This window comes from Mitsuaria sp. CC2 (assembly GCF_048957715.1).
GTDB lineage: Bacteria > Pseudomonadota > Gammaproteobacteria > Burkholderiales > Burkholderiaceae_C > Roseateles.
The window spans coordinates 50,946-69,256 of record NZ_JARVXN010000011.1 but is presented as its reverse complement, the minus strand read 5'-3'; the positions used below and the strand labels follow the sequence as shown (position 1 = coordinate 69,256).

At 69.1% G+C, this 18,311-nt stretch carries 16 protein-coding genes; 4 read left to right on the top strand and 12 right to left on the bottom strand.

Features of this window, described 5'->3' with window-relative positions; all coding sequences use genetic code 11:
- The first annotated feature begins 138 nt into the window (after positions 1-138).
- Positions 139-1,161, top strand: a complete 1,023-nt coding sequence (locus PV762_RS06290; RefSeq protein ID WP_421034170.1) for a LacI family DNA-binding transcriptional regulator — start codon at positions 139-141, stop codon at positions 1,159-1,161.
- On the opposite strand, the gene PV762_RS06285 is transcribed toward PV762_RS06290, so the two are convergent.
- From PV762_RS06285 to surE, 10 genes are all read right to left on the bottom strand, one after another.
- Positions 1,158-1,868, bottom strand: coding sequence for a hypothetical protein (locus PV762_RS06285; RefSeq protein ID WP_421034169.1), 711 nt, complete (start codon positions 1,866-1,868; stop codon positions 1,158-1,160). The genes PV762_RS06290 and PV762_RS06285 overlap by 4 nt on opposite strands.
- Positions 1,869-1,990: 122 nt before the next feature.
- Positions 1,991-5,245: an efflux RND transporter permease subunit gene (locus tag PV762_RS06280; protein WP_421034168.1), complete on the bottom strand. Its 3,255-nt coding sequence runs from the start codon at positions 5,243-5,245 to the stop codon at positions 1,991-1,993.
- A 49-nt stretch (positions 5,246-5,294) separates the two neighbouring features.
- Positions 5,295-6,449, bottom strand: coding sequence for an efflux RND transporter periplasmic adaptor subunit (locus PV762_RS06275; RefSeq protein ID WP_421034167.1), 1,155 nt, complete (start codon positions 6,447-6,449; stop codon positions 5,295-5,297).
- A 168-nt stretch (positions 6,450-6,617) separates the two neighbouring features.
- Positions 6,618-7,823 (bottom strand): MFS transporter, encoded by a 1,206-nt coding sequence (locus PV762_RS06270; protein WP_421034166.1) that lies wholly within the window; start codon positions 7,821-7,823, stop codon positions 6,618-6,620.
- A gap of 32 nt (positions 7,824-7,855) precedes the next feature.
- Positions 7,856-8,965, bottom strand: a complete 1,110-nt coding sequence (gene aroC / locus PV762_RS06265; RefSeq protein ID WP_421034165.1) for a chorismate synthase — start codon at positions 8,963-8,965, stop codon at positions 7,856-7,858.
- 103 nt (positions 8,966-9,068) lie between these two features.
- Positions 9,069-10,598, bottom strand: coding sequence for a 23S rRNA (uracil(1939)-C(5))-methyltransferase RlmD (gene rlmD / locus PV762_RS06260; protein ID WP_421034164.1), 1,530 nt, complete (start codon positions 10,596-10,598; stop codon positions 9,069-9,071).
- A 47-nt stretch (positions 10,599-10,645) separates the two neighbouring features.
- Positions 10,646-11,569, bottom strand: coding sequence for an RNA polymerase sigma factor RpoS (gene rpoS, locus PV762_RS06255; RefSeq protein ID WP_421034442.1), 924 nt, complete (start codon positions 11,567-11,569; stop codon positions 10,646-10,648).
- A 333-nt stretch (positions 11,570-11,902) separates the two neighbouring features.
- Entirely contained in the window at positions 11,903-12,784 is an 882-nt protein-coding gene (locus PV762_RS06250) for a peptidoglycan DD-metalloendopeptidase family protein (RefSeq protein ID WP_421034163.1), read from the bottom strand.
- Between the two features lie 91 nt (positions 12,785-12,875).
- Entirely contained in the window at positions 12,876-13,721 is an 846-nt protein-coding gene (locus tag PV762_RS06245; RefSeq protein ID WP_421034162.1) for a protein-L-isoaspartate(D-aspartate) O-methyltransferase, read from the bottom strand.
- Positions 13,718-14,473, bottom strand: coding sequence for a 5'/3'-nucleotidase SurE (gene surE / locus PV762_RS06240; RefSeq protein WP_421034161.1), 756 nt, complete (start codon positions 14,471-14,473; stop codon positions 13,718-13,720). Before surE ends, PV762_RS06245 begins: the two co-directional genes overlap by 4 nt.
- Before the next feature lie 127 nt (positions 14,474-14,600).
- On the opposite strand from surE, the gene PV762_RS06235 reads away from it, so the two are divergent.
- Both PV762_RS06235 and PV762_RS06230 read left to right on the top strand, forming a co-directional pair.
- Positions 14,601-15,578 (top strand): NADPH:quinone oxidoreductase family protein, encoded by a 978-nt coding sequence (locus PV762_RS06235; protein WP_421034160.1) that lies wholly within the window; start codon positions 14,601-14,603, stop codon positions 15,576-15,578.
- A 93-nt stretch (positions 15,579-15,671) separates the two neighbouring features.
- Positions 15,672-16,412 (top strand): LuxR C-terminal-related transcriptional regulator, encoded by a 741-nt coding sequence (locus tag PV762_RS06230; RefSeq protein WP_421034159.1) that lies wholly within the window; start codon positions 15,672-15,674, stop codon positions 16,410-16,412.
- 25 nt (positions 16,413-16,437) lie between these two features.
- Here PV762_RS06230 and PV762_RS06225 read toward each other — a convergent pair whose 3' ends face one another.
- Entirely contained in the window at positions 16,438-16,881 is a 444-nt protein-coding gene (locus PV762_RS06225; RefSeq protein ID WP_421034158.1) for a hypothetical protein, read from the bottom strand.
- A gap of 259 nt (positions 16,882-17,140) precedes the next feature.
- On the opposite strand from PV762_RS06225, the gene PV762_RS06220 reads away from it, so the two are divergent.
- The gene (locus PV762_RS06220) at positions 17,141-17,647 is read left to right on the top strand and encodes a hypothetical protein (protein WP_421034157.1); all 507 of its coding nucleotides are present in this window, start codon (positions 17,141-17,143) and stop codon (positions 17,645-17,647) included.
- 28 nt (positions 17,648-17,675) lie between these two features.
- On the opposite strand, the gene PV762_RS06215 is transcribed toward PV762_RS06220, so the two are convergent.
- Positions 17,676-18,188: an OmpH family outer membrane protein gene (locus PV762_RS06215; RefSeq protein ID WP_421034156.1), complete on the bottom strand. Its 513-nt coding sequence runs from the start codon at positions 18,186-18,188 to the stop codon at positions 17,676-17,678.
- Between the last annotated feature and the right edge of the window lie 123 nt (positions 18,189-18,311).

Below are 18,311 nucleotides of genomic sequence, written 5' to 3'. Positions count from 1 at the left end.
CAGACGGGATAGCGCTATCTTAGGTGGTGCATGCGGGCACCAAATCAGGGATTACTCGGGGTTTCATGATGAGCCGGCGCACGATCCTGGGGTCCGTCCGGGCTTCTTTCCCAGGGGGACAGCGCTATCCTCCTGACCATGAACGCGCCCTCCTCCAAACGCCGTCGCGCCACCGGGCGAGCCACGCTGCAGGACGTTGCCGCGGCCGCCGGCGTCAGCCCGATCACCGCCTCGCGCGCCCTGCGCGGCGAGCGCAGCGTGGCCGCGGAACTGGTCGAGCGCGTCACCGCCGCTGTCGCGCAACTGGGCTACGTGCCGGATCCGGCCGCGCGCGCGCTGGCCTCCGCGCGCAGCAACCAGGTCGTGGTGCTGATCCCGCTGCTGTCGAACGCGCTGTTCGTCGACCTGCTCGACGCGGCCCAGCGCACGCTGCTGGCCGCCGGATACCAGAGCCTGATCGGCGTCACCCATTACGACCCCCAGGAGGAAGAGGCGCTGCTGCGCACCTATCTCATGAACCGGCCCGCGGGGCTGCTCGTCACCGGCTTCGACCGGACGGACGCCGCCCGCGCGCTGCTCCAGGGCAGCGGCGTCCCGTATGTCCATGTGATGGAGAACCGCCTCGACACCGCGCTGCATTCGGTCGGCTTCTCGCAGCAGGCGGCCGGCCAGGCGATGACCGCCGAACTGGTCCGGCGCGGCTACCGCCGCATCGCGTTCGCGGCGGCGCAGCTGGATCCACGCACCCTGCAACGGGCCGAGGGCTATCGAGCCGCGCTGGGCGCCGCGCACGATCCCGCGCTGGAGTTCATGGATGCCGCCCCGTCGTCGCTGGCATTGGGCGCGGTGATGTTCGAACGCGTGTTGCGCGAGGCGCCCGGCGTCGATGCGATCTTCTTCAACAACGACGACCTGGCGCAAGGCGCGCTGCTGCAGGCGCTCCGCCAGGGCGTGAAGGTGCCGGAACGGGTGGCGGTCGTCGGTTTCAACGACCTGACCGGCGGCGACCAGATGCTGCCGCCGTTGAGCACGGTGCGAACGCCGAGACGGGAGATCGGGCTGGAGGCGGCCCGGATGCTCGTCGCGCTGATGCGCCGGGAGGCGCTTCCCGAGGCCAGCATGGACCTGGGATTCGAACTGGTGTTGCGCGAGAGCTGTTAGTCGCGGAGCGAAACCGCGGCCGACGTGCCGCCGCACGCCTGCGGCCGTTCGACGACCAGCAGGCTGACGCGCGGCGCCCAGTACGCGCTGACGCGGACCAGCCCGAAGGGATGCTGCGTCTCGAGACGGATCAGCGGCAGCGGTTGCCGACCGCGCACCGCCGCGACCAGCGGCAACAGCAGCTGGTGGCGGCAGCGTGGCGCGAGATCGATCCAGCCGTTGCCGCCCGGTGGCGCGGTCAGTCCCAACGTCACGGCGATATCCCAGCGCGAGCGACCGGCGGGATTCCCCACCTCGAGATCCACCATCACCCGGTCACCGGGGAAACACGGCGGCGGCGAGCTGCAACGCAAGCTCAGCCCCCTCAGCGTCTGGATTCCGTGCCACAGGCAACCCAGCGCGGCGATCAGCAGCAGCGCGCCTGTGACGATGGACGGCAGCGAATGCATCGCCACGCCCAGCATCAGCAGCGGCACCGCGCAGGCGAGCACAGCGAAGAACAGCGGCGTCGGCGCGAGATGGAGGTCCTGCCAACGCAGGACGGCGTGGTCCTGGTCGCCCGCCTTGAAATCGGCGTCGTTGGCGGCCGGCAGGGCGACGTTCGGCGCGGGAAGGAATCCGGCGGGGTACGCGCTCCTGGCGGTGACGGCCGTCAACTTCAGCGCGCGGCGGCGCGGCAGTGGGATCGGCGGATGGGGCGGCGGCATGGACACGGGCGTGAGCGGCAGAGCGCGTTGAAAACGATGCCGCCAATTTGCCCGCCCGCCCCGGAGAGGCCCATCGCCTCAACAGGCCATCCCGTTACGCCCACCAACCTATTGTTGCAGTCTCAGTCTGCGATCCCAGGGGTCGGCGTGACAGGCATCACGACCGGCCGTCCGTGCCCGGACGCCAGATCCGAAGGCTCCGCCGCGGCGTCGTCCGCCGAGAACACCTTGCGTCCGCGCACCAGGTAGGAATAGATCACCGGCACGACCACCAGCGTCAGGATCGTCGACGTGATCACGCCGCCGATGATCGCGCGGCCCATCGGCGCCTGGATCTCGCCGCCCTCGTTGAGCGCGATCGCCATGGGCAGCATGCCGAACACCATCGCCGCCGTCGTCATGATGATCGGCCGCATCCGGATCAGCCCCGCCTGCAGCAGCGCTTCCGGGATCGACAGGTGCTGGTCCTTGCGCGCATGGTTGGCGAAGTCGACCAGCAGGATGGCGTTCTTCGTCACCAGGCCCATCAGCATCACCAGGCCGATCATCGAGAAGATGTTGAGCGTGGTCTTCCAGAGCAGCAGCGCGACCATGACGCCGATCAAGGCCAATGGCAGCGAGGCCATGATCGCGATCGGCTGAACGAAGCTGCCGAACTGGCTGGCCAGCACGATGTAGATGAAGATCAGCGCCAGGCCCATCGCGATCATCAGGCCGTTGAAGGCTTCCGCCTGCTGCTTGCCGTCGCCGTCGACCATGAAGCTGATGCCCGGGGGCAGCTGCGTCTCCTTGATCAGCTTCTGCACGTCGGCGTTGACGTCGCCGCCCGGGCGCCCCTGCACGCCGGCGTACACGGCCTCGCGGCGCTGCAGGTTCTGGCGGCGGATCACTTCCGGGTTGAACACCGGCTCGATCGTCGCGACCTGCTCCAGCGAGATCGGCGAACCGTCCTTCGCGAAGGCCACCGGCAGGTTGCGCATCTGCTCGATGCTCTGGCGCTGCGCCTTGGGCAGGCGCAGCAGCACCTCCACCTGGTTGCCGTCGGGCGTGGTCCAGTAGGTCGCGATGTCGCCGTTGACGTAGGCGCGCAGCGACGAGGCCACCTGCACCGCATTCAGCCCGAGCTCGCGCACCGCGTTGTCGCGCAGCTTGACCGCGAAGGCCGGCAGGCCGGGCTTGACGGTGGTGTCGACATCCACCGCGCCCTTGATCTTCTTGACCTTCTCGGCAAAGTCCTTGGCCACCTGCGTCAGCACCTCCGGATCGGAACCGAGGATGGTCACCCACACCGGCCGGTTGAAACCGACGCTGACCTCGACGCCGGGGATGCGCGCGATCTCGGCGCGGATCGCGTCCTCGACCTGGGTCTGGGTGCGCTTGCGCTGCTTGCGGTCGACCAGCGCGATGTCCAGATTGGCCTGGTTGCGGCCGGTCGCCAGACCTTCGCCGCTGCTGCCGACGACCGTCGCGACCGTCTTGATCTCCGGGAAGGTGGCGAGGATCTCCTCGACCTGCCGCACCTTGGCCTCGCCGCGTTCCAGGCTGGTGGCCACCGGCATGCGCAGCGTCAGATGGGTGAAGCCCTGGTCGATCTGCGGCTGGAACTCGCTGCCCACCGCCGGCACCAGCAGGATCGCCAGCACGAAGCTGCCGACGCCGGACCAGGCGACGATGCCGCGCGGCGTGATCGTGGCCATGCGCAAGCGGCGCGGCTGGTCCTTCAGGCGCTGCGTGTCAGGTCCGAACGGCCGGCCGAAGGCCGGCAGCGGGATGCGGAAGCGGCGCGGCGAGAACACCCAGCGCAGCGTCTTCTCATAGACCGTGTGCAGCATGTCCATGCCGGCGTCGGTGGCGCGGATCAGGTGACCGATGACGGGCACCTTCTTGACGTAGGTGCTGGGCGGATCGGGCCACACCGACGACAGCATCGGGTCGAGCGTGAAACTCACGAACAGCGACACCAGCACCGCCACCGCGACGGTGATGCCGAAGGGATAGAAGAACTTGCCGACGATGCCGCCCATGAACGCGACCGGCACGAACACCGCGCAGATCGCGAAGGTCGTGGCCATCACGGCCAGGCCGATTTCGTTGGTGCCGTCCTCGGCCGCGCTGTGATGATCCTTGCCCATGCCGACGTGGCGCACGATGTTCTCGCGCACGACGATCGCATCGTCGATCAGCAGCCCGATGCACAGGCTCAGCGCCATCATCGTCATGAAGTTCAGCGTGAAGCCGAAGGCGTAGATCGCGATGAAGCTGGAGATCACCGAGATCGGCAGCGTCAGCCCGGTGATGATGGTGGAGCGCCAGCTGTGCAGGAACAGGAACACGATGGCGATGGTCAGCAGCGCGCCTTCGATCAGCGTGTGGCGCAAGCCGTCGAGCGAGTGCTTCACGAAATCGCTGTTGACGTAGACCAGGCGCAGCTCCATGTCCTTGGGCAGCGTCTTGCGCAGCTCCTCGACGGCGGCCTTCACCGCCTCGCCGGTCTGGACGATGTTGGCGTCCTGCTGCTTGAAGATGTTGAAGGTGACCGCCGGCTGGCCGTTGATGCGGGCGATGGAGTCGAGCTCGCGCTCGCGCTCGCTCAAGGTGCCCAGATCGCCGAGCGTCAGCGCCAGGTCGCCGCGGCGCGCGACGACGACGTTCACGAACTGCTTCGGGTCCTTGACCTTGCCCTCGACGCGCAGCATCGCGTCGTCGTAGCGGTTGGAGATCAGCCCCACCGGCGCGTCGGTGTTGGCCGCGTTCAGCGCGGTGGAGATTTCCGCCGGGGTGATGTTGTAAGCGCGCAGCCGGGTCGGGTCCAGGTCGATGCGGACCTCGCGCACGGCCATGCCGCCGACGTCCACCTTGGCCACGCCTTCGACGCGCCCCAGGCGCTTGGACACGTTCAGGTCGGCCAGCATCGACAGCTCGCGCAGCGTGCGGTTGGAGCTCATCAGCGCGGCCACGATGATGGGCTGCGCGTTCTCGCCCTGGAAGCGCTGCACCATCGGCGGCTTCACCTCGCGCGGGAACTGCGCCTGCGCGATCGCGACGCGGTCGCGGATCTCCTGCATGCCGCGGTTCATGTCGGCGCTCAGCGAGAACTCGACCGAGGTCTGCACGCGGCCTTCGAAGCTGCGCGACTGCACGCGCTCGACGCCGGCGATGGTGTTGAGCGCCTCCTCCAGCGGCTTGGCGACTTCACGCTCGACGGCCTCGGGCGAGGCGCCCGGGTACTGGATGTCGATCTGCGCGCCGGGGAAGGTGATGTCGGGCGACTGCTCGACGCCCAGCTTGGAATAGGCGACCAGCCCCAGCACGCACAGCGCGACCATGACCATGGTGGCGAAGACGGGGTTGCGGATCGAGACGCGGGTCATCCACATGGGAAGCTCCTCGGCAGGGTAGTTCCTGCCGCTGTTTTTGTTGTCGTGCTTACTGCGCGGCGTTGCCGCTGGCGGCGGCGCTGGCCACGGCGGCCTTGGGCGCGCGGATCTCGGCGCGTTCGCCTTCCTTGAGGTTGTCGAAGCGCGCTCCCAGCACCTGCGACTGCGGCGTCACGCCGGCGAGGATCTCGACGCGTCCTTCACGCGGATCGCGGCGGCCGGTGGTGACGATGCGGCGCACCAGCGTGCCCTTCTCGATCAGCCAGACGTGCTCCTGGCCGGACACGGCGCCGATGGCGGTCACCGGCACCGTCAGCCGCGGCTTGTCGTCGGCCAGCTCGACGCGGGCGACCGCGTACTGGCCGGCACGGAAGCGCTCGCCGGGGTTGTCCAGCGACAGGGTCACGCCGATCGAGCGGGTCCCCGGTTCGGCGGCCGGCGAGATGCGCGCGATGCGGGCCGCGACCGGATCGTCGAAGCCTTCGATCCGGAGCTGCACCGTCATGCCGGGCGACAGCTTGCTGACCTCGTGCATGCCGACCAGCCCGGCAAGTTCCAGCTTGGACAAATCGACGATGGTCAGCACCGGCTGTTCGGCGGCGACCTTCTCGCCGGGCAGCGTGTGCCGCTTGGCGACGATGCCGCTGATCGGCGAGACCAGCGCGGCCTGGCGCAGCAGCACCTCGCTCGTGCCGAGCTGCGCCTTGGCCGACAGCATCTGGCCCTTGGCCGATTCGAGCTGGGCGCGGGAGTTGTCGAGCGCCGTCGGCGCGATGAAGTTCTGCGCCGCCAGGCCCTGGTTGGCCTTGTACTGGCGCTCGGACTGCTCGTACATGGCCTGCATGGCCTCGACGCTGGCGCTGCGTTCCGCGACCTTGTGACGCAGTTCTTCCAGGTCCAGTTGCCCAAGCGACTGCCCGACGCTCACGCGGCTGCCTTCGGCGACCGCGAGACGGTCCAGGCTGCCCGACGCCTTGGCGCGGACGATCACGGTGTTGGGCGCGACCAGCGGACCGGAGAACTCGATGACGCCGGGCATGGGCGCCATGGCCGGCCTGACGATCTCGCCGGCCTGGAACTCCAGGGCGGGTTTGGTCTCGTCCTTCTTCGCGGCGGGCGCATGGCCCCCGCTCGTGGCGTACACGCCGGCGCCGACCGCGAGGATCGCCACCGTGACACCACCCAACCACCATTGCTTGCGCATGATCTCCCCCATCCGTCGACACGGGATCACCCAATTGATGATCCTTGAATGCGGCGGAGTGTAGGAATCCCCAAATTGAAGCGAGGGCCGGACGCGACGAATTGCAGATTGCGCGTCATGGCCTGCTTTTCTCCGGGACTGAAATTGGCGCGGTCAACGCCCGATGCGTCAGACCGCGCGCAGTGGATCCCGCTTCGCGCAGCGCCAATGGCTCCACGCGCCGATGAGCGCGAAGATCGCGCCGGCCCAGAAGCAGGCGGCATACCCATGACTTTCGGCCAGCCATGCGCCGCCCAGGCTGCCGAGCACGCCCGACACGCCGTAGCCCAGCACCGCGTAGAGCGCCTGCCCCCTGCCCTGCAGGCGGCCAGGGAAGTAGCGGCCGATCAATCCGATGCAGGCGGTGTGCTGCGCGGCGAAGGTCACGGCATGGCAGCACTGCAGTAGCACCATCGCGGCGAGGCTGGCGCCCAGCCACGCCGTGCCCGCCATGCGCAGGGCCGCCAGCAGCGCGGCGGCGACCAGCCAATGGTGCAGGTGATGCTGCCGCACCCAGCGGCCCTGGAACGCGAACCAGCAGATCTCCGCCGCCACCGACACCGCCCACAGCGCCCCCACCTGACCCTTGCCGTAGCCGAGCCGGTCCAGGTAGAGGCTGTAGAACGCGTAGATCGCCGTGTGCGCGAGCACGGTGAAGAACATGCCGAGGAAGAACCAGCCGACCTCGGGTCGGCGCAGCGTGTCGGCGATGGAGACCGGTTCCGCCGCGTCGTGCTGGATGGCCGCGCGCCTGGGGAGCCGCCAGGCGGCGATGACGAGCGCCGACAGCCCGACGACGATGGTCAGCGGGAACACGGACATTCCCGCCCAGTCGAACCACCAGCCGCCGCCGACGACGGTCCCCAGGAATCCGACCGACCCCCAGAGTCGAACGCGTCCGTAACGCTTCGGATCCATGCCGCCGCTGGCGGCAAGTTCATGCGCGATCAAGGCCTCGTTGAGCGGCGTCACGCAGGCGTTGAAGAAGTACATCAGGAAGACGACCAGCGTCAGCCCGATCACCGGTGCCGCGCCCGAGGCCGAGGCCGTGGTGCCGGGCACCAGCAACAGTCCGAACGCACTGACCCAGCAGGCCACCGCCGCGGCGCGGATCAGCTCGACGCGCTTGCCGCTGCGATCGGCCACCAGGCCCCAGAGGTAAGGCGCGAACAGCCGCGTCCAGCTCTGCATGGACACCAGCAGCCCGATCGCGACGACCGGCAGGCCGAGGGACTTGTACCAGAGCGGCGCGAACGGATTGAACAGGCCGATGCTGCCGTAATAGGCGCAACCGAGCAGCGCGCTGGCGCGCAGCACGCCGCGGCTGTCAGCCACCGTCAGCCACCGTCAACCACCGCCAGCCACCGTCACCCACCGGTGGCACGTTGGCCCGCGATGGCGGGGATGGGGAGTTCGACGTCCCCGCACTGCGCGCGGTCCATCAGCACGTGGTCCATGACGACCAGCGCCAGCATCGCCTCGGCGATCGGCGTCGCGCGGATGCCGACGCAGGGATCGTGACGGCCGAAGGTCTCGACCGTGGTCGGTTCGCCGGCGCGGTTGATCGACGCCTTGGGCGTGCGGATCGAGCTGGTCGGCTTGATCGCGATCGAGACGCGCAGGTCCTGCCCGCTGGAGATCCCGCCCAGCACGCCGCCGGCGTTGTTGCTGGCGAAGCCCGCGGGCGTCAGCTCGTCGCCATGCTGGCTGCCGCGCTGGCGCACGCTCTCGAAGCCGGCGCCGATCTCGACGCCCTTGACCGCGTTGATGCCCATCATCGCGTAGGCGATGTCGGCGTCGAGCTTGTCGAACAGCGGCTGGCCCAGACCGGCCGGCATGCCGGTGGCCTCGACCATGAGCCGCGCGCCGACGGAGTCGCCGTCCTTGCGCAGCGCGTCCATGTAGTCCTCGAGCGCCTGGATCTGCGAGACATTGGCGGCGAAGAACGGGTTCTGGCCGACGTGTTCCCAGCCCTCGAAGGCCAGGTCGATCTCGCCGAGCGCCGTCATGCAGCCGCGCAAGCCGATGCCGAGCTCCTGCTGCAGCCATTTGCGGGCGACCGCGCCGGCCGCCACCATCGGCGCCGTGAGCCGCGCCGACGATCGCCCGCCGCCGCGCGGATCGCGCAAGCCGTACTTGCGCCAGTAGGTGTAATCGGCGTGGCCTGGTCGGAAGGTGTCGAGGATGTTGCCGTAGTCCTTGCTGCGCTGGTCCACGTTGCGGATCAGCAGGCAGATCGGCGTGCCGGTGGTCAGGCCTTCGTAGACGCCGGACAGGATCTCGACCTGGTCGGGTTCCTGGCGCTGTGTCACGTGGCGCGAAGTGCCGGGACGGCGGCGGTCCAGCTCGGGCTGGATGTCGGCCGCCGACAGCGCGAGCCCCGGCGGGCAGCCGTCGATCACGCAGCCGATGGCCGGACCGTGGCTCTCGCCGAAGTTGGTGACGCGAAACAAGCTGCCGAAAGTGCTGCCGGACATCTGGAGGACCTGCCGAGGCGGGAGAAACCGAAGCCGTCGATTCTACGAGCGGCCCCTGCCCTCGCGACTCGTCATGCGCCCCTCTGCCGACCTCGCGACCTCATTAAGCGGTCAACTCAGCGCTCGACGATGACGATGCGTCGTCGCCGGCGTCGGTATCGACACGGAGGGTGACATCCGAGCCGGCGGCGGCGAGGAGCGCGGCGCCGATCCCTGCACCGACGGCGGTCGCCGTTTCGCCGCGCGCGATGCGGGCCTGCGCCTCGGGATCGCGCTCGAAGACCGCGATCGATTCGACGTGCGCGGTGTGCGGGAACATGTTCACCGCGCCCGCCTTCGTGCAGCGGTAGCCGGCCACGTGGACCAGCAGCCCCGCATCGCGCGCCAGCGTCGACGGCGCGCAGGACACGTAGACGATGCGCTCCGGCGGCGTCCAGCCGGGTGCCAGCGACGGATCCTTGACCAGGTCGGCCAGCGCCTTCACCAGCGCGAACGCGCCTTCGCGCGGCGGATCGATCAGCCAGCGGTCGGACACGCCGTCGGCAGCCAGCAGCTGCGGGGTCATCTCGAACAGGTTGCGGGCGACGAAGCTTGCCTTGGCGTCCAGGCCGTTGCGCACCGCGTTCTCGCGCGAGCGCTGCACCAGCGCCTCGCTGCCTTCGATGCCCAGCACCTCGCGCGCCTGCGTGGCCAGCGGCAGCGTGAAGTTGCCCAGGCCGCAGAACCAGTCGATGACGCGCTCCTCCTTCTGCACGCCCAGCAGCCTCAGCGCGCGGCCGACCAGCACCGTGTTGATGTGGTGGTTGACCTGCGTGAAGTCGGTCGGCTTGAACGGCATCACGACGCCGAACTCCGGCAGCGTGTAGGCCAGCTCGGGTCCGTCCTTGTCGAGCAGATGCACCGTGTCCGGCCCCTTGGGCTGCAGCCACCATTGCACGCCGTGCTCCGCCGCGAACGCGCGCAGCTTGGCGAGATCGCCCGGGCTCAACGGTTCCAGGTGACGCAGCACCAGCGCGATGACCTGCGTGCCGTCGGTGTCGCCGATGGCGAGCTCGATCTGCGGCAGCCGCTCGCGCGCGTCCATCGCACCGACCAGCTCGCGCATCGGCATCAGCATCGCGCTGATCTTCTCGGGCAGCACCTTGCAGACCTGCATGTCGGCGATGTAGCGGCTCTTGCGCTCATGGAAGCCGACCAGCACCTGGCCCTTCTTCGGCACGTAGCGCACCGACAGGCGAGCGCGATAGCGGTAGCCGGTGGCCGGGCCTTCGATCGGACGCAGCAGCGCCTCGGTCCTGACCTTGCCGAGGTGCCAGAGATTGTCCTCGAGCACGCGCTGCTTGACGGCGACCTGGGCGCCCGGATGCAGATGCTGCATCTTGCAGCCGCCGCAGGCGCCGGGGTGCAGGCCGAAATGCGGACAGACGGGGCGCACGCGCTGTGAACTCTCGCGACGCATCGCGACCATCACGGCCTGCTCCCACTTGTTCTTCTTGCGGCCGACGGCGACCTGGACTTCCTCGCCGGGCAAGGCGCCCTCGATGAACACCACCTTGCCTTCGCTGTTGTGGGCGACGCCCTGCGCTTCCAGGTCCAGCGAGTCGACCTTCAGCCATTCCGATACATCAGTCATGGGGGAGCATTATCCCAGCGCCCCGCACACGGGTCCGGAGGACCGCCTCAGAAGATCGAATCGCGGCTGATGCCCTGCCGCATCATGTTGCGCTTGAGCTTGGCCAGCGCCTCGATCTGGATCTGCCGGATGCGTTCGCGCGTCAGGCTGAGCCGCACGGCGAGGATGTCCAGCGTCTCGGGTTCGCGGTCCGCGAGGCCGTAGCGGCCGGCGAGCACCTCGCGCTCGCGGTCGCTGAGCGAGGCCAGCCCGCCCTTGAGCAGGTCCTCGAGTTCATGGCTCAGGCGATGTCCCGCCGGATCGACGGCCTGCTCGTCCGCGACCAGGTCCAGCATGGACTCGCCGCCTTCGCCGTTCCGGTCGACCGGCGAATCCAGCGAGCTCGGCAGCTCCGCATAGGCCAGCAGCTCGGCGACCTCCTGGACCGGCCGCCCCAGCGCCTGCGCGACGTCCTCGGCCCGGACGCCGCCTTCGCCGCCACGCTGCGCCGCCAGCGACTCCAGCGCGCGGCGCGCCTTCAGCACCTGGTTGAGCTCGCGCACGATGTGCACGGGCAGCCGGACCAATCGCGCCTGATGCATCAGCGCGCGTTCCACCGCCTGCCGGATCCACCAGCTGGCGTAGGTCGAAAACCGGAAGCCGCGTTCGGGCTCGAACTTGCCGATCGCGTGCATCAGGCCGAGGTTGCCTTCCTCGATGAGGTCGCTCATCGGCAGACCGCGGCCCAGGTAGTTCTTGGCGATGCTGACGACCAGGCGCAGGTTGTGCTCGATCATCGCCTGGCGCGCCTCGAAATCGCCGGCGCGCGCCTTCACGGCGGTGTCGTACTCTTCCTGCGGCGTCAGCAGCGGGGTGCGCCGGATGTCGCGCAGGTAGGCCTGCAGCGCGTTGGTGGCGTCGCCGTCGGCCGGGCCGAGATCGCCCTTGCCGGCCTTGGCCTTCTTGCCGTCCTCGGATTCGACGCCGCGCAGCACGCGGACGTCGTCGTCATCGTCTGCGGCCGCCTCGGCCGCGCCGGAGGCGTCGGCCTCGTCGCGCGACGCGGGTTCGCGGTCGCCGTCATGATCGTGGCCGTCGTGCCCGTCATGGCCGTCATGGCCGTTCCGGCCCTCCTGACCCTCGCGGTCATCGTCATGACCCGCCGCGTCCTGCCTGGCGTCGTGACCATCGTGGCCATCGGCGGCCAATTCAGGCGGCAGCTTGAAACGGCCGGGATGAACAGGTCGATCCAGGCCGTCAGGCAGAAGTCCGTCAGTCGAAGAGGCGCGATGCAAGGTCATGTTGCGGCGCCTCCTTGAGCGCCCTTAGCGCGCGGGCAACAACTTGGACGGATCGATCGGCTTGCCTTGCTTGCGCACTTCGAAGTGCAGCTTCACCGAATCCGCGTCGCTGGAACCCATCTCGGCGATCTTCTGGCCCTTGCGCACCACCTGGTCTTCCTTGACCAGCAGGGTCTGGTTATGCGCGTAAGCCGTCAGATAGTTCGTGCTGTGCTTGATGATGATCATGTTGCCGTATCCGCGCAACCCCGCGCCCGCATACATCACCTTGCCATCGGCGGCGGCGAAGACCGGATCGCCGGCCTTGCCGGAGAAGGCCATGCCCTTGTTGCGGACCTCGTCGAAGCCGGCCGACACGGTGCCGGCCGCGGGCCAGCCCCAGCTGATCTCGTCGTCGTCCTTCATGACGACCGGGGCGCTCGGCGTCGCGGCACCGCTGGCCGGTGCGGACGCCGCCGCGACGGTCGTCGTCGCCGGAGCCGGGGACTTGCCATCCAGCGGACGCGTCTCCACCTTGGAGGTCGTCAGCGGTCTGGTCGTCGCCGCGGTCGGGTCGAGGCCCGGCGGCACCACGCGCAACACCTGACCCACCTCGATCAGGTTGGGGTTGTCCATGCCGTTCCAGCGCGCCACGTCCTTCCAGCCCTGGCCGTTGTCCATCGCGATGCGGATCAGCGTGTCGCCGGGCTTGACGGTGTAGTAACCCGGTTTGCCGGCGTTCTCGGCGCCGGGCAGCGGCTTGGACTCCGGGGCGGGCGTGATCGCCGTGCCGGGGATGACCGGCGCGGACGTCTTGCCGACGGGCCGGTCCTCGACCGGCGCGCGGTGCGGGGTGTTCTGGCAGCCGGAGAGCGCGAGCACCGCCACGGTGACCCAGAGCAGCGGGGAACGGAAGAGTGGTTGCATGCGCGAAGTTGTCATGTGGGAAGCCGAAGCGCGGGGCGGGAAGTGGTGCGGGAGAGGAACGCAGGCGGGAGGCAAGCGGGAGGCCGGCGCGCTACAGGACGCCCGATTTTAGGGGCACGAACAGGACGGCCTCATGCAGGCTGCGCAGGAAACGCGAGCCCGCGGCGTCGCGGACATGATCGATCAGGACCAGGACTTGCCCCCGGCCGCTGGGCGCGGTCATCGGCGCGACCAGCCGGCCGCCGGGCGCGAGCTGGTCCAGCCAGGCCTGCGGGATGTCGTCGCCGCCGGCCGCGGAGATGATGCTGTCGTAAGGGGCCGACGGCGGATGGCCCAGCATGCCGTCGCCGTAGACCAGCCGGATCTGGTGATGGCCGACGAGATTGGCGCGTGCCTTGTCATGCAGCGGCCGCAGCCGTTCCACTGACACCACCTGTCTGGCCAGCTGCATCAGCAGCGCGGCCTGGTAGCCGCAGCCGGTGCCGATCTCGAGCACCTTGCCCAGATGGCCGCGCTGGCGCGCGCCGGGGGCGTCGAGCATCAGGGCCATCATCCGCCCGACGACGGACGGCTTGGAGATCGTCTGCCCGTGGCCGATGGGCAGGCTGGTGTCTTCATAGGCCTGCGTGGCGAGCGCGGAATCGACGAAGTGATGGCGGTGCACGGTGGCCAGCGCCTGCAGCACGCGGTCGTCGGACAGGCCCTCGCGGCGCAGCCGCTCCACCATGCGCTGACGCACGCCGGCCGAATCGAGGCCCAGCCCGATCGGCGTCGTCTGCCGCGCCTTGATGGCGGCGGCCTGCTGCCAGTGGCCTTGCGGCTTGAGCGGCTCACGCGCCTCGGCGGCCGCAGCCGCGCTCGACGCGCCGGGTCGGTTCGATCCGAGCTTGTCCAGCGACAGCGGGAAACGCTTGGGCCGGGGCGGCAGGGAACTCATGGACGGCCGTCGGTCTGCAGCTGCTGGCGCCAGTGGCCCAGCGTGGCGTGTTCGGTGAGGTCGACCTGCAGCGGCGTGACCGACACGGCGCCGTTGGCGGTCGCATGGAAGTCGGTGCCCTCGCCCGCTTCGCGCTCGGCGCCGGCGGGGCCGATCCAGTAGATCATGTCGCCGCGCGGGCTGCGTTGCTGGATGGTGGCTTCGCTGGCGTGACGGCGGCCCAGCCGGGTGATGCGGCGCGGGAGCGAGGCGGCGTCGGCGCGGTTCGGGATGTTGACGCTCAGCAGGAAGGGCTGCCCCAGACCGCCCGCGACCACGTCCTGGATCAGCGCCCGCATGACCGCGGTGGCCGCATCCAGGTGGCCCCAGCCCTTCTCGACCTGCGAGAAGGCGATGGAGGGCACGCCGAAGAGGTAGCCCTCGGTCGCGGCGGCGACGGTGCCCGAATAGAGCGTGTCGTCGCCCATGTTGGCGCCGTTGTTGATGCCGGAGAGCACCAGGTCGGGCTTGTAGTCCAGCAGCCCGGTCAAGGCCAGGTGGACGCAGTCGGACGGCGTGCCGTTGACGTAGCGGAAGCCGTTGGAGGCGGTGTAGACCGACAGCGGCCGGTGCAGCGTGAGCGAATTGGACGTGCCGCTGGCGTTCTGCTCGGGGGCGATGACTTCCACGGTGCCTAGCCCTTCGCAGGCGCGGACCAGGGCGGCGAGTCCGGGGGCCAGGTAGCCGTCGTCGTTGGCGATGAGGATGCGCATGGGCGGCATTGTAGGCAGGCCGTCACCCCGGCGACGCGAGGGTCCACCCGTGCTGCCTATCATGCGCCCGGCGACCCCGCGGCGGCCCCGCCGAGGGGGCGGATTCATCGGAACCAGGAGACGAGACATGAAGGCATGGCTGTGCGAGAACCCGGTCGGCGTCGAGGCGCTGCAGTGGAAGGAACTGCCGTCCCCGCAGCCCGGTCCGGGCCAGCTGAAGGTGACGATCAAGGCGGCGAGCCTGAACTTCCCGGACCTGCTGATCGTCCAGAACAAGTACCAGATGAAGCCGCCGCTGCCCTTCGTGCCGGGCACCGAGTTCGCCGGCATCGTCGAGGCGGTGGGCGAAGGCGTGACCGGCTTCAAGCCGGGCGACGCGGTGGCGGCCTTCACGGGCACGGGCGGCTTCGGCACCGAGGCGCTGGTCCCGGCCGCGCTGGCCTTGCCGCTGCCGCCCGGATTCCCGTTCGAGGGCGCGGCCGCCTTCATCTGCACCTACGCGACCAGCCACCATGCGCTGATCGACCGCGGCGCGCTGCAGCCGGGCGAGACCGTGCTGATCCTGGGCGCGGCGGGGGGCGTCGGCACCGCGGCGATCCAGATCGCGAAGGCGGCCGGGGCGCGCGTGATCGCCGCGGCCTCGTCGGACGAGAAGTGCGCCCGTTGCCGCGAGATCGGCGCCGATGCCACCATCAACTACGCCAGCGGCTCGCTGCGCGACGAGATCAAGGCGCTGACCGAGGGCAAGGGCCCGGACGTCATCTACGACCCCGTGGGCGGTGATCTGTCGGAGGCGGCGTTCCGATCGATCGGCTGGCGCGGGCGCTACCTGGTGGTCGGGTTCGCCCAGGGCAGCATCCCGTCGCTCCCGCTGAACCTGGCGCTGCTCAAGGGGGCCTCGTTGGTGGGGATCTTCTGGGGGGAGTTCGCCAAGCGCGAACCCAAGCGCAACGCCGCGATGATGATGACGCTGGCCCAGTGGTACGCGGCGGGCAAGATCCGGCCGGTGATCGACCAGGTGCTGCCGATGGAGGAACTGCCGCGGGCATTCGCGCGGATGGCTTCGCGGCAGGTGGTGGGCAAGCTGGTGGTCGTGAACGGCTGACCGCCGGTCGACCGTCCGCCGACACCCTGTTTCACGGGGCATGCAAGCCCGGGGGGCGCTGCTAGGATGCGGCCAGCTATCGCTCCCCATACCATGGCCGTCAAAGTTCTCATCGTCGAAGACAACCCCGTCGCCCGCAGCTTCCTGTGCCGCGTGGTGCGCGAAAGCTTCAGCGACGGCATGGAGATCACCGAGGCCGGGGACCTGGAAGGCGCGCGCCGCCAGCTGGCCAAGGTGGAGGCCGAGTCGCCCGCCACGGGCTACAAGCTCATCCTGATCGACCTGGAACTGCCGGACGGCAACGGCATGGAGTTCCTGGGCGAGCTCGCCGGCAAGCCGGCGGTCAAGATCGTCACGACGCTCTACTCCGACGACGACCACCTCTTCCCGGCGCTGCAGCGCGGCGCGGACGGCTACCTGCTGAAGGAAGACCGCTTCGAGGTGCTGGTGGAAGAGCTGCAGCGCATCGTGCGCGGCCAGCCGCCGCTGTCGCCGGCGATCGCGCGCCGGCTGCTGTCGCACTTCCGTCCGGGGTCGACCGGCGATTCCGGTCCGATGGGGCTGAACTCCGGATTCGGCAGCCTGACCTCGTCGGCCACGCCGAGCACGCGCGGCGTCACGCTGGATCCGGTGCCCGAATGGGAGCGCCTGACCCCGCGCGAGAACGAGGTCCTGACCTACCTCAGCAAGGGTTTCACGATCAAGGAGATCGCGAACCTGATGGGCATCAAGTGGTTCACGGTCAACGACCACATCAAGTCGATCTACAAGAAGCTGAACGTCTCCAGCCGTGCCGAAGCGGCGGTGCTGGCGTCCAAGCAAGGCCTCGTCTGAGTCCTGCGTTCACGTCGGGCGAGCGTCAGTCCCGGCAGTAGCCTTCTCCCGGATGGACGGTCAGGCAGGTGCGCTTGCCCGCCAGCCATTTCATGCCCGTGGCATCGCCGTCCGTGGCCTTGATCGACTCCTGCTTCCCGTCCCGCTCGAACTGCACGGCGCCGTCCTTGACGGTGGCTGGAAACCTCCGTTCGGCATCCAGGTCCTTGATGCGGACCTCGTACCTTCCTCCGCCATCGGCGTCCAGCTGCAGGTAGGTGCCTTCGGGACCGTTCCAGCGACCGAGCCAGGCCTGTACGGGGTCAGGCCTTGCCGCCGAGGCGGACGAGGCCACCGGAGCCGCTGATGCTGGCGCGGATGTCGTCGATGCGGATGTCGCGGTCGACGTCGAACGCTCCGCGCGATCGCAGCCCCCGAGCGCAACGGCCAGGACAACGATCGGTACGGCAGTCAGCTTCATCATGTTCATCGGCACCTTCCAGACAGTTTGCCGCGACCGGTTGATCGGGATGGGCGTCATGCGAGCAAGCCAGGTGCCCGCTCGTCCGCAGCCCGGCGCTCGCCCCATGGGCGTGCCGACCGCGCCTCCCCCTGGAGTAGGAAGCGCTGTCGTTTCCCGCGCCAAGCGTGACGGAGTACCCGGGCGGAATTCGTCGAGGCTGCGAGCATGCCGACCGGTTCCGACGCCGGACGCTTCCTCCGAGGAGCCAACCGGAGGGGCCGACTCCATGCCACTGATGCCCGCCACCATGTCCTTCTTCCGCCTCGCATCCATCCTCCTGACCCTGTGCGCTGCGCTCGTGCTGAGCGCCTGCAGCACCCCCGCCAAACCCTATGTGCCGCCGACCGACGGCGATTTGGCACAGATCCGCAGCGCGATCTACATGAGCAGCGGCGACAGCGCCGACCTGTACGTGCAGGTCGGCCTCGACGCCAAGGAACCGTTCACCCGCTTCTACTCGCTGTACGGCGTCGATAATAAGGTGACGGACTTCATCAACATCCGCGCCGGCCAATACATCCGGGTGAACTACTTCGAGAAGCTCTCCGCCGGCCGCACCTGCGAGATCCGCGTGGCTTTCATGCTGGAGCCGGGCAAGCGCTACTCGCTCATCGGCGGCGCCCATTTCGAGCCGGGCACGGTGCTCAAGTTCCTGCCGGTCCGCGGATGCCAGCTCGGACTCAAGGACGAAAGCACCGGTGCGCCGGTGCCGATGCTGCCGCGTCGCGACTGAGACCCGGCGGAGTGCCGAACAGGCGTGCTCAGCGCTGCGCGTTCACCGCCTCGATGACGAGGGTCGAGATGTCGATGCCCTCCCTGGCGAAGGCGACGTGCTCGACGAAGACCATGTCGATCCCGCGCTCCTGCGCCACGGCCTTGATCGCGCGCTCCACGCGCTCCTTCAGGGCGTCGTGTTCCTGGCTTTTCCGGAATTCGAGATCACTGGCGAACTCGCGCTTCGCGCGGTCCAGGGCGCGCCCCTGATCCGCCAGTTCCCTGGCGCGCCGCGACCTCTCCGTGTCGGTGAGCGACGGCGCGTCCTTGTCCAGCAGCGCGGCCGAGGCGCCCAGCGCGCCCTCCATATCCAGCAGGTTCTTCTGCCGCTTGCTGAATTCCTCCTGCAAGCGGCTCTGCGCGGTCTTCCCCGGCACACTGTCGTTGATGACGCGCTGCGTATCCACGTAACCGACCTTGAGCTGCTGCGCCTGCGCGCAGAGCAGGCCGCCCCACAGCAGCGCCGCGCAGGCGAGGGTCCGTCCGAATCTGTTGTTCATGATCGCTCTCGATGGATCGCGCATTATGCGCACCGGCCCGCGGCCCGGGCGATGATCCGGCCGTGTCGACAACCGCCCCCGCGACTCGTCGTCAGGGTGGCGCCCCGCCAAAGCCTCATCAAG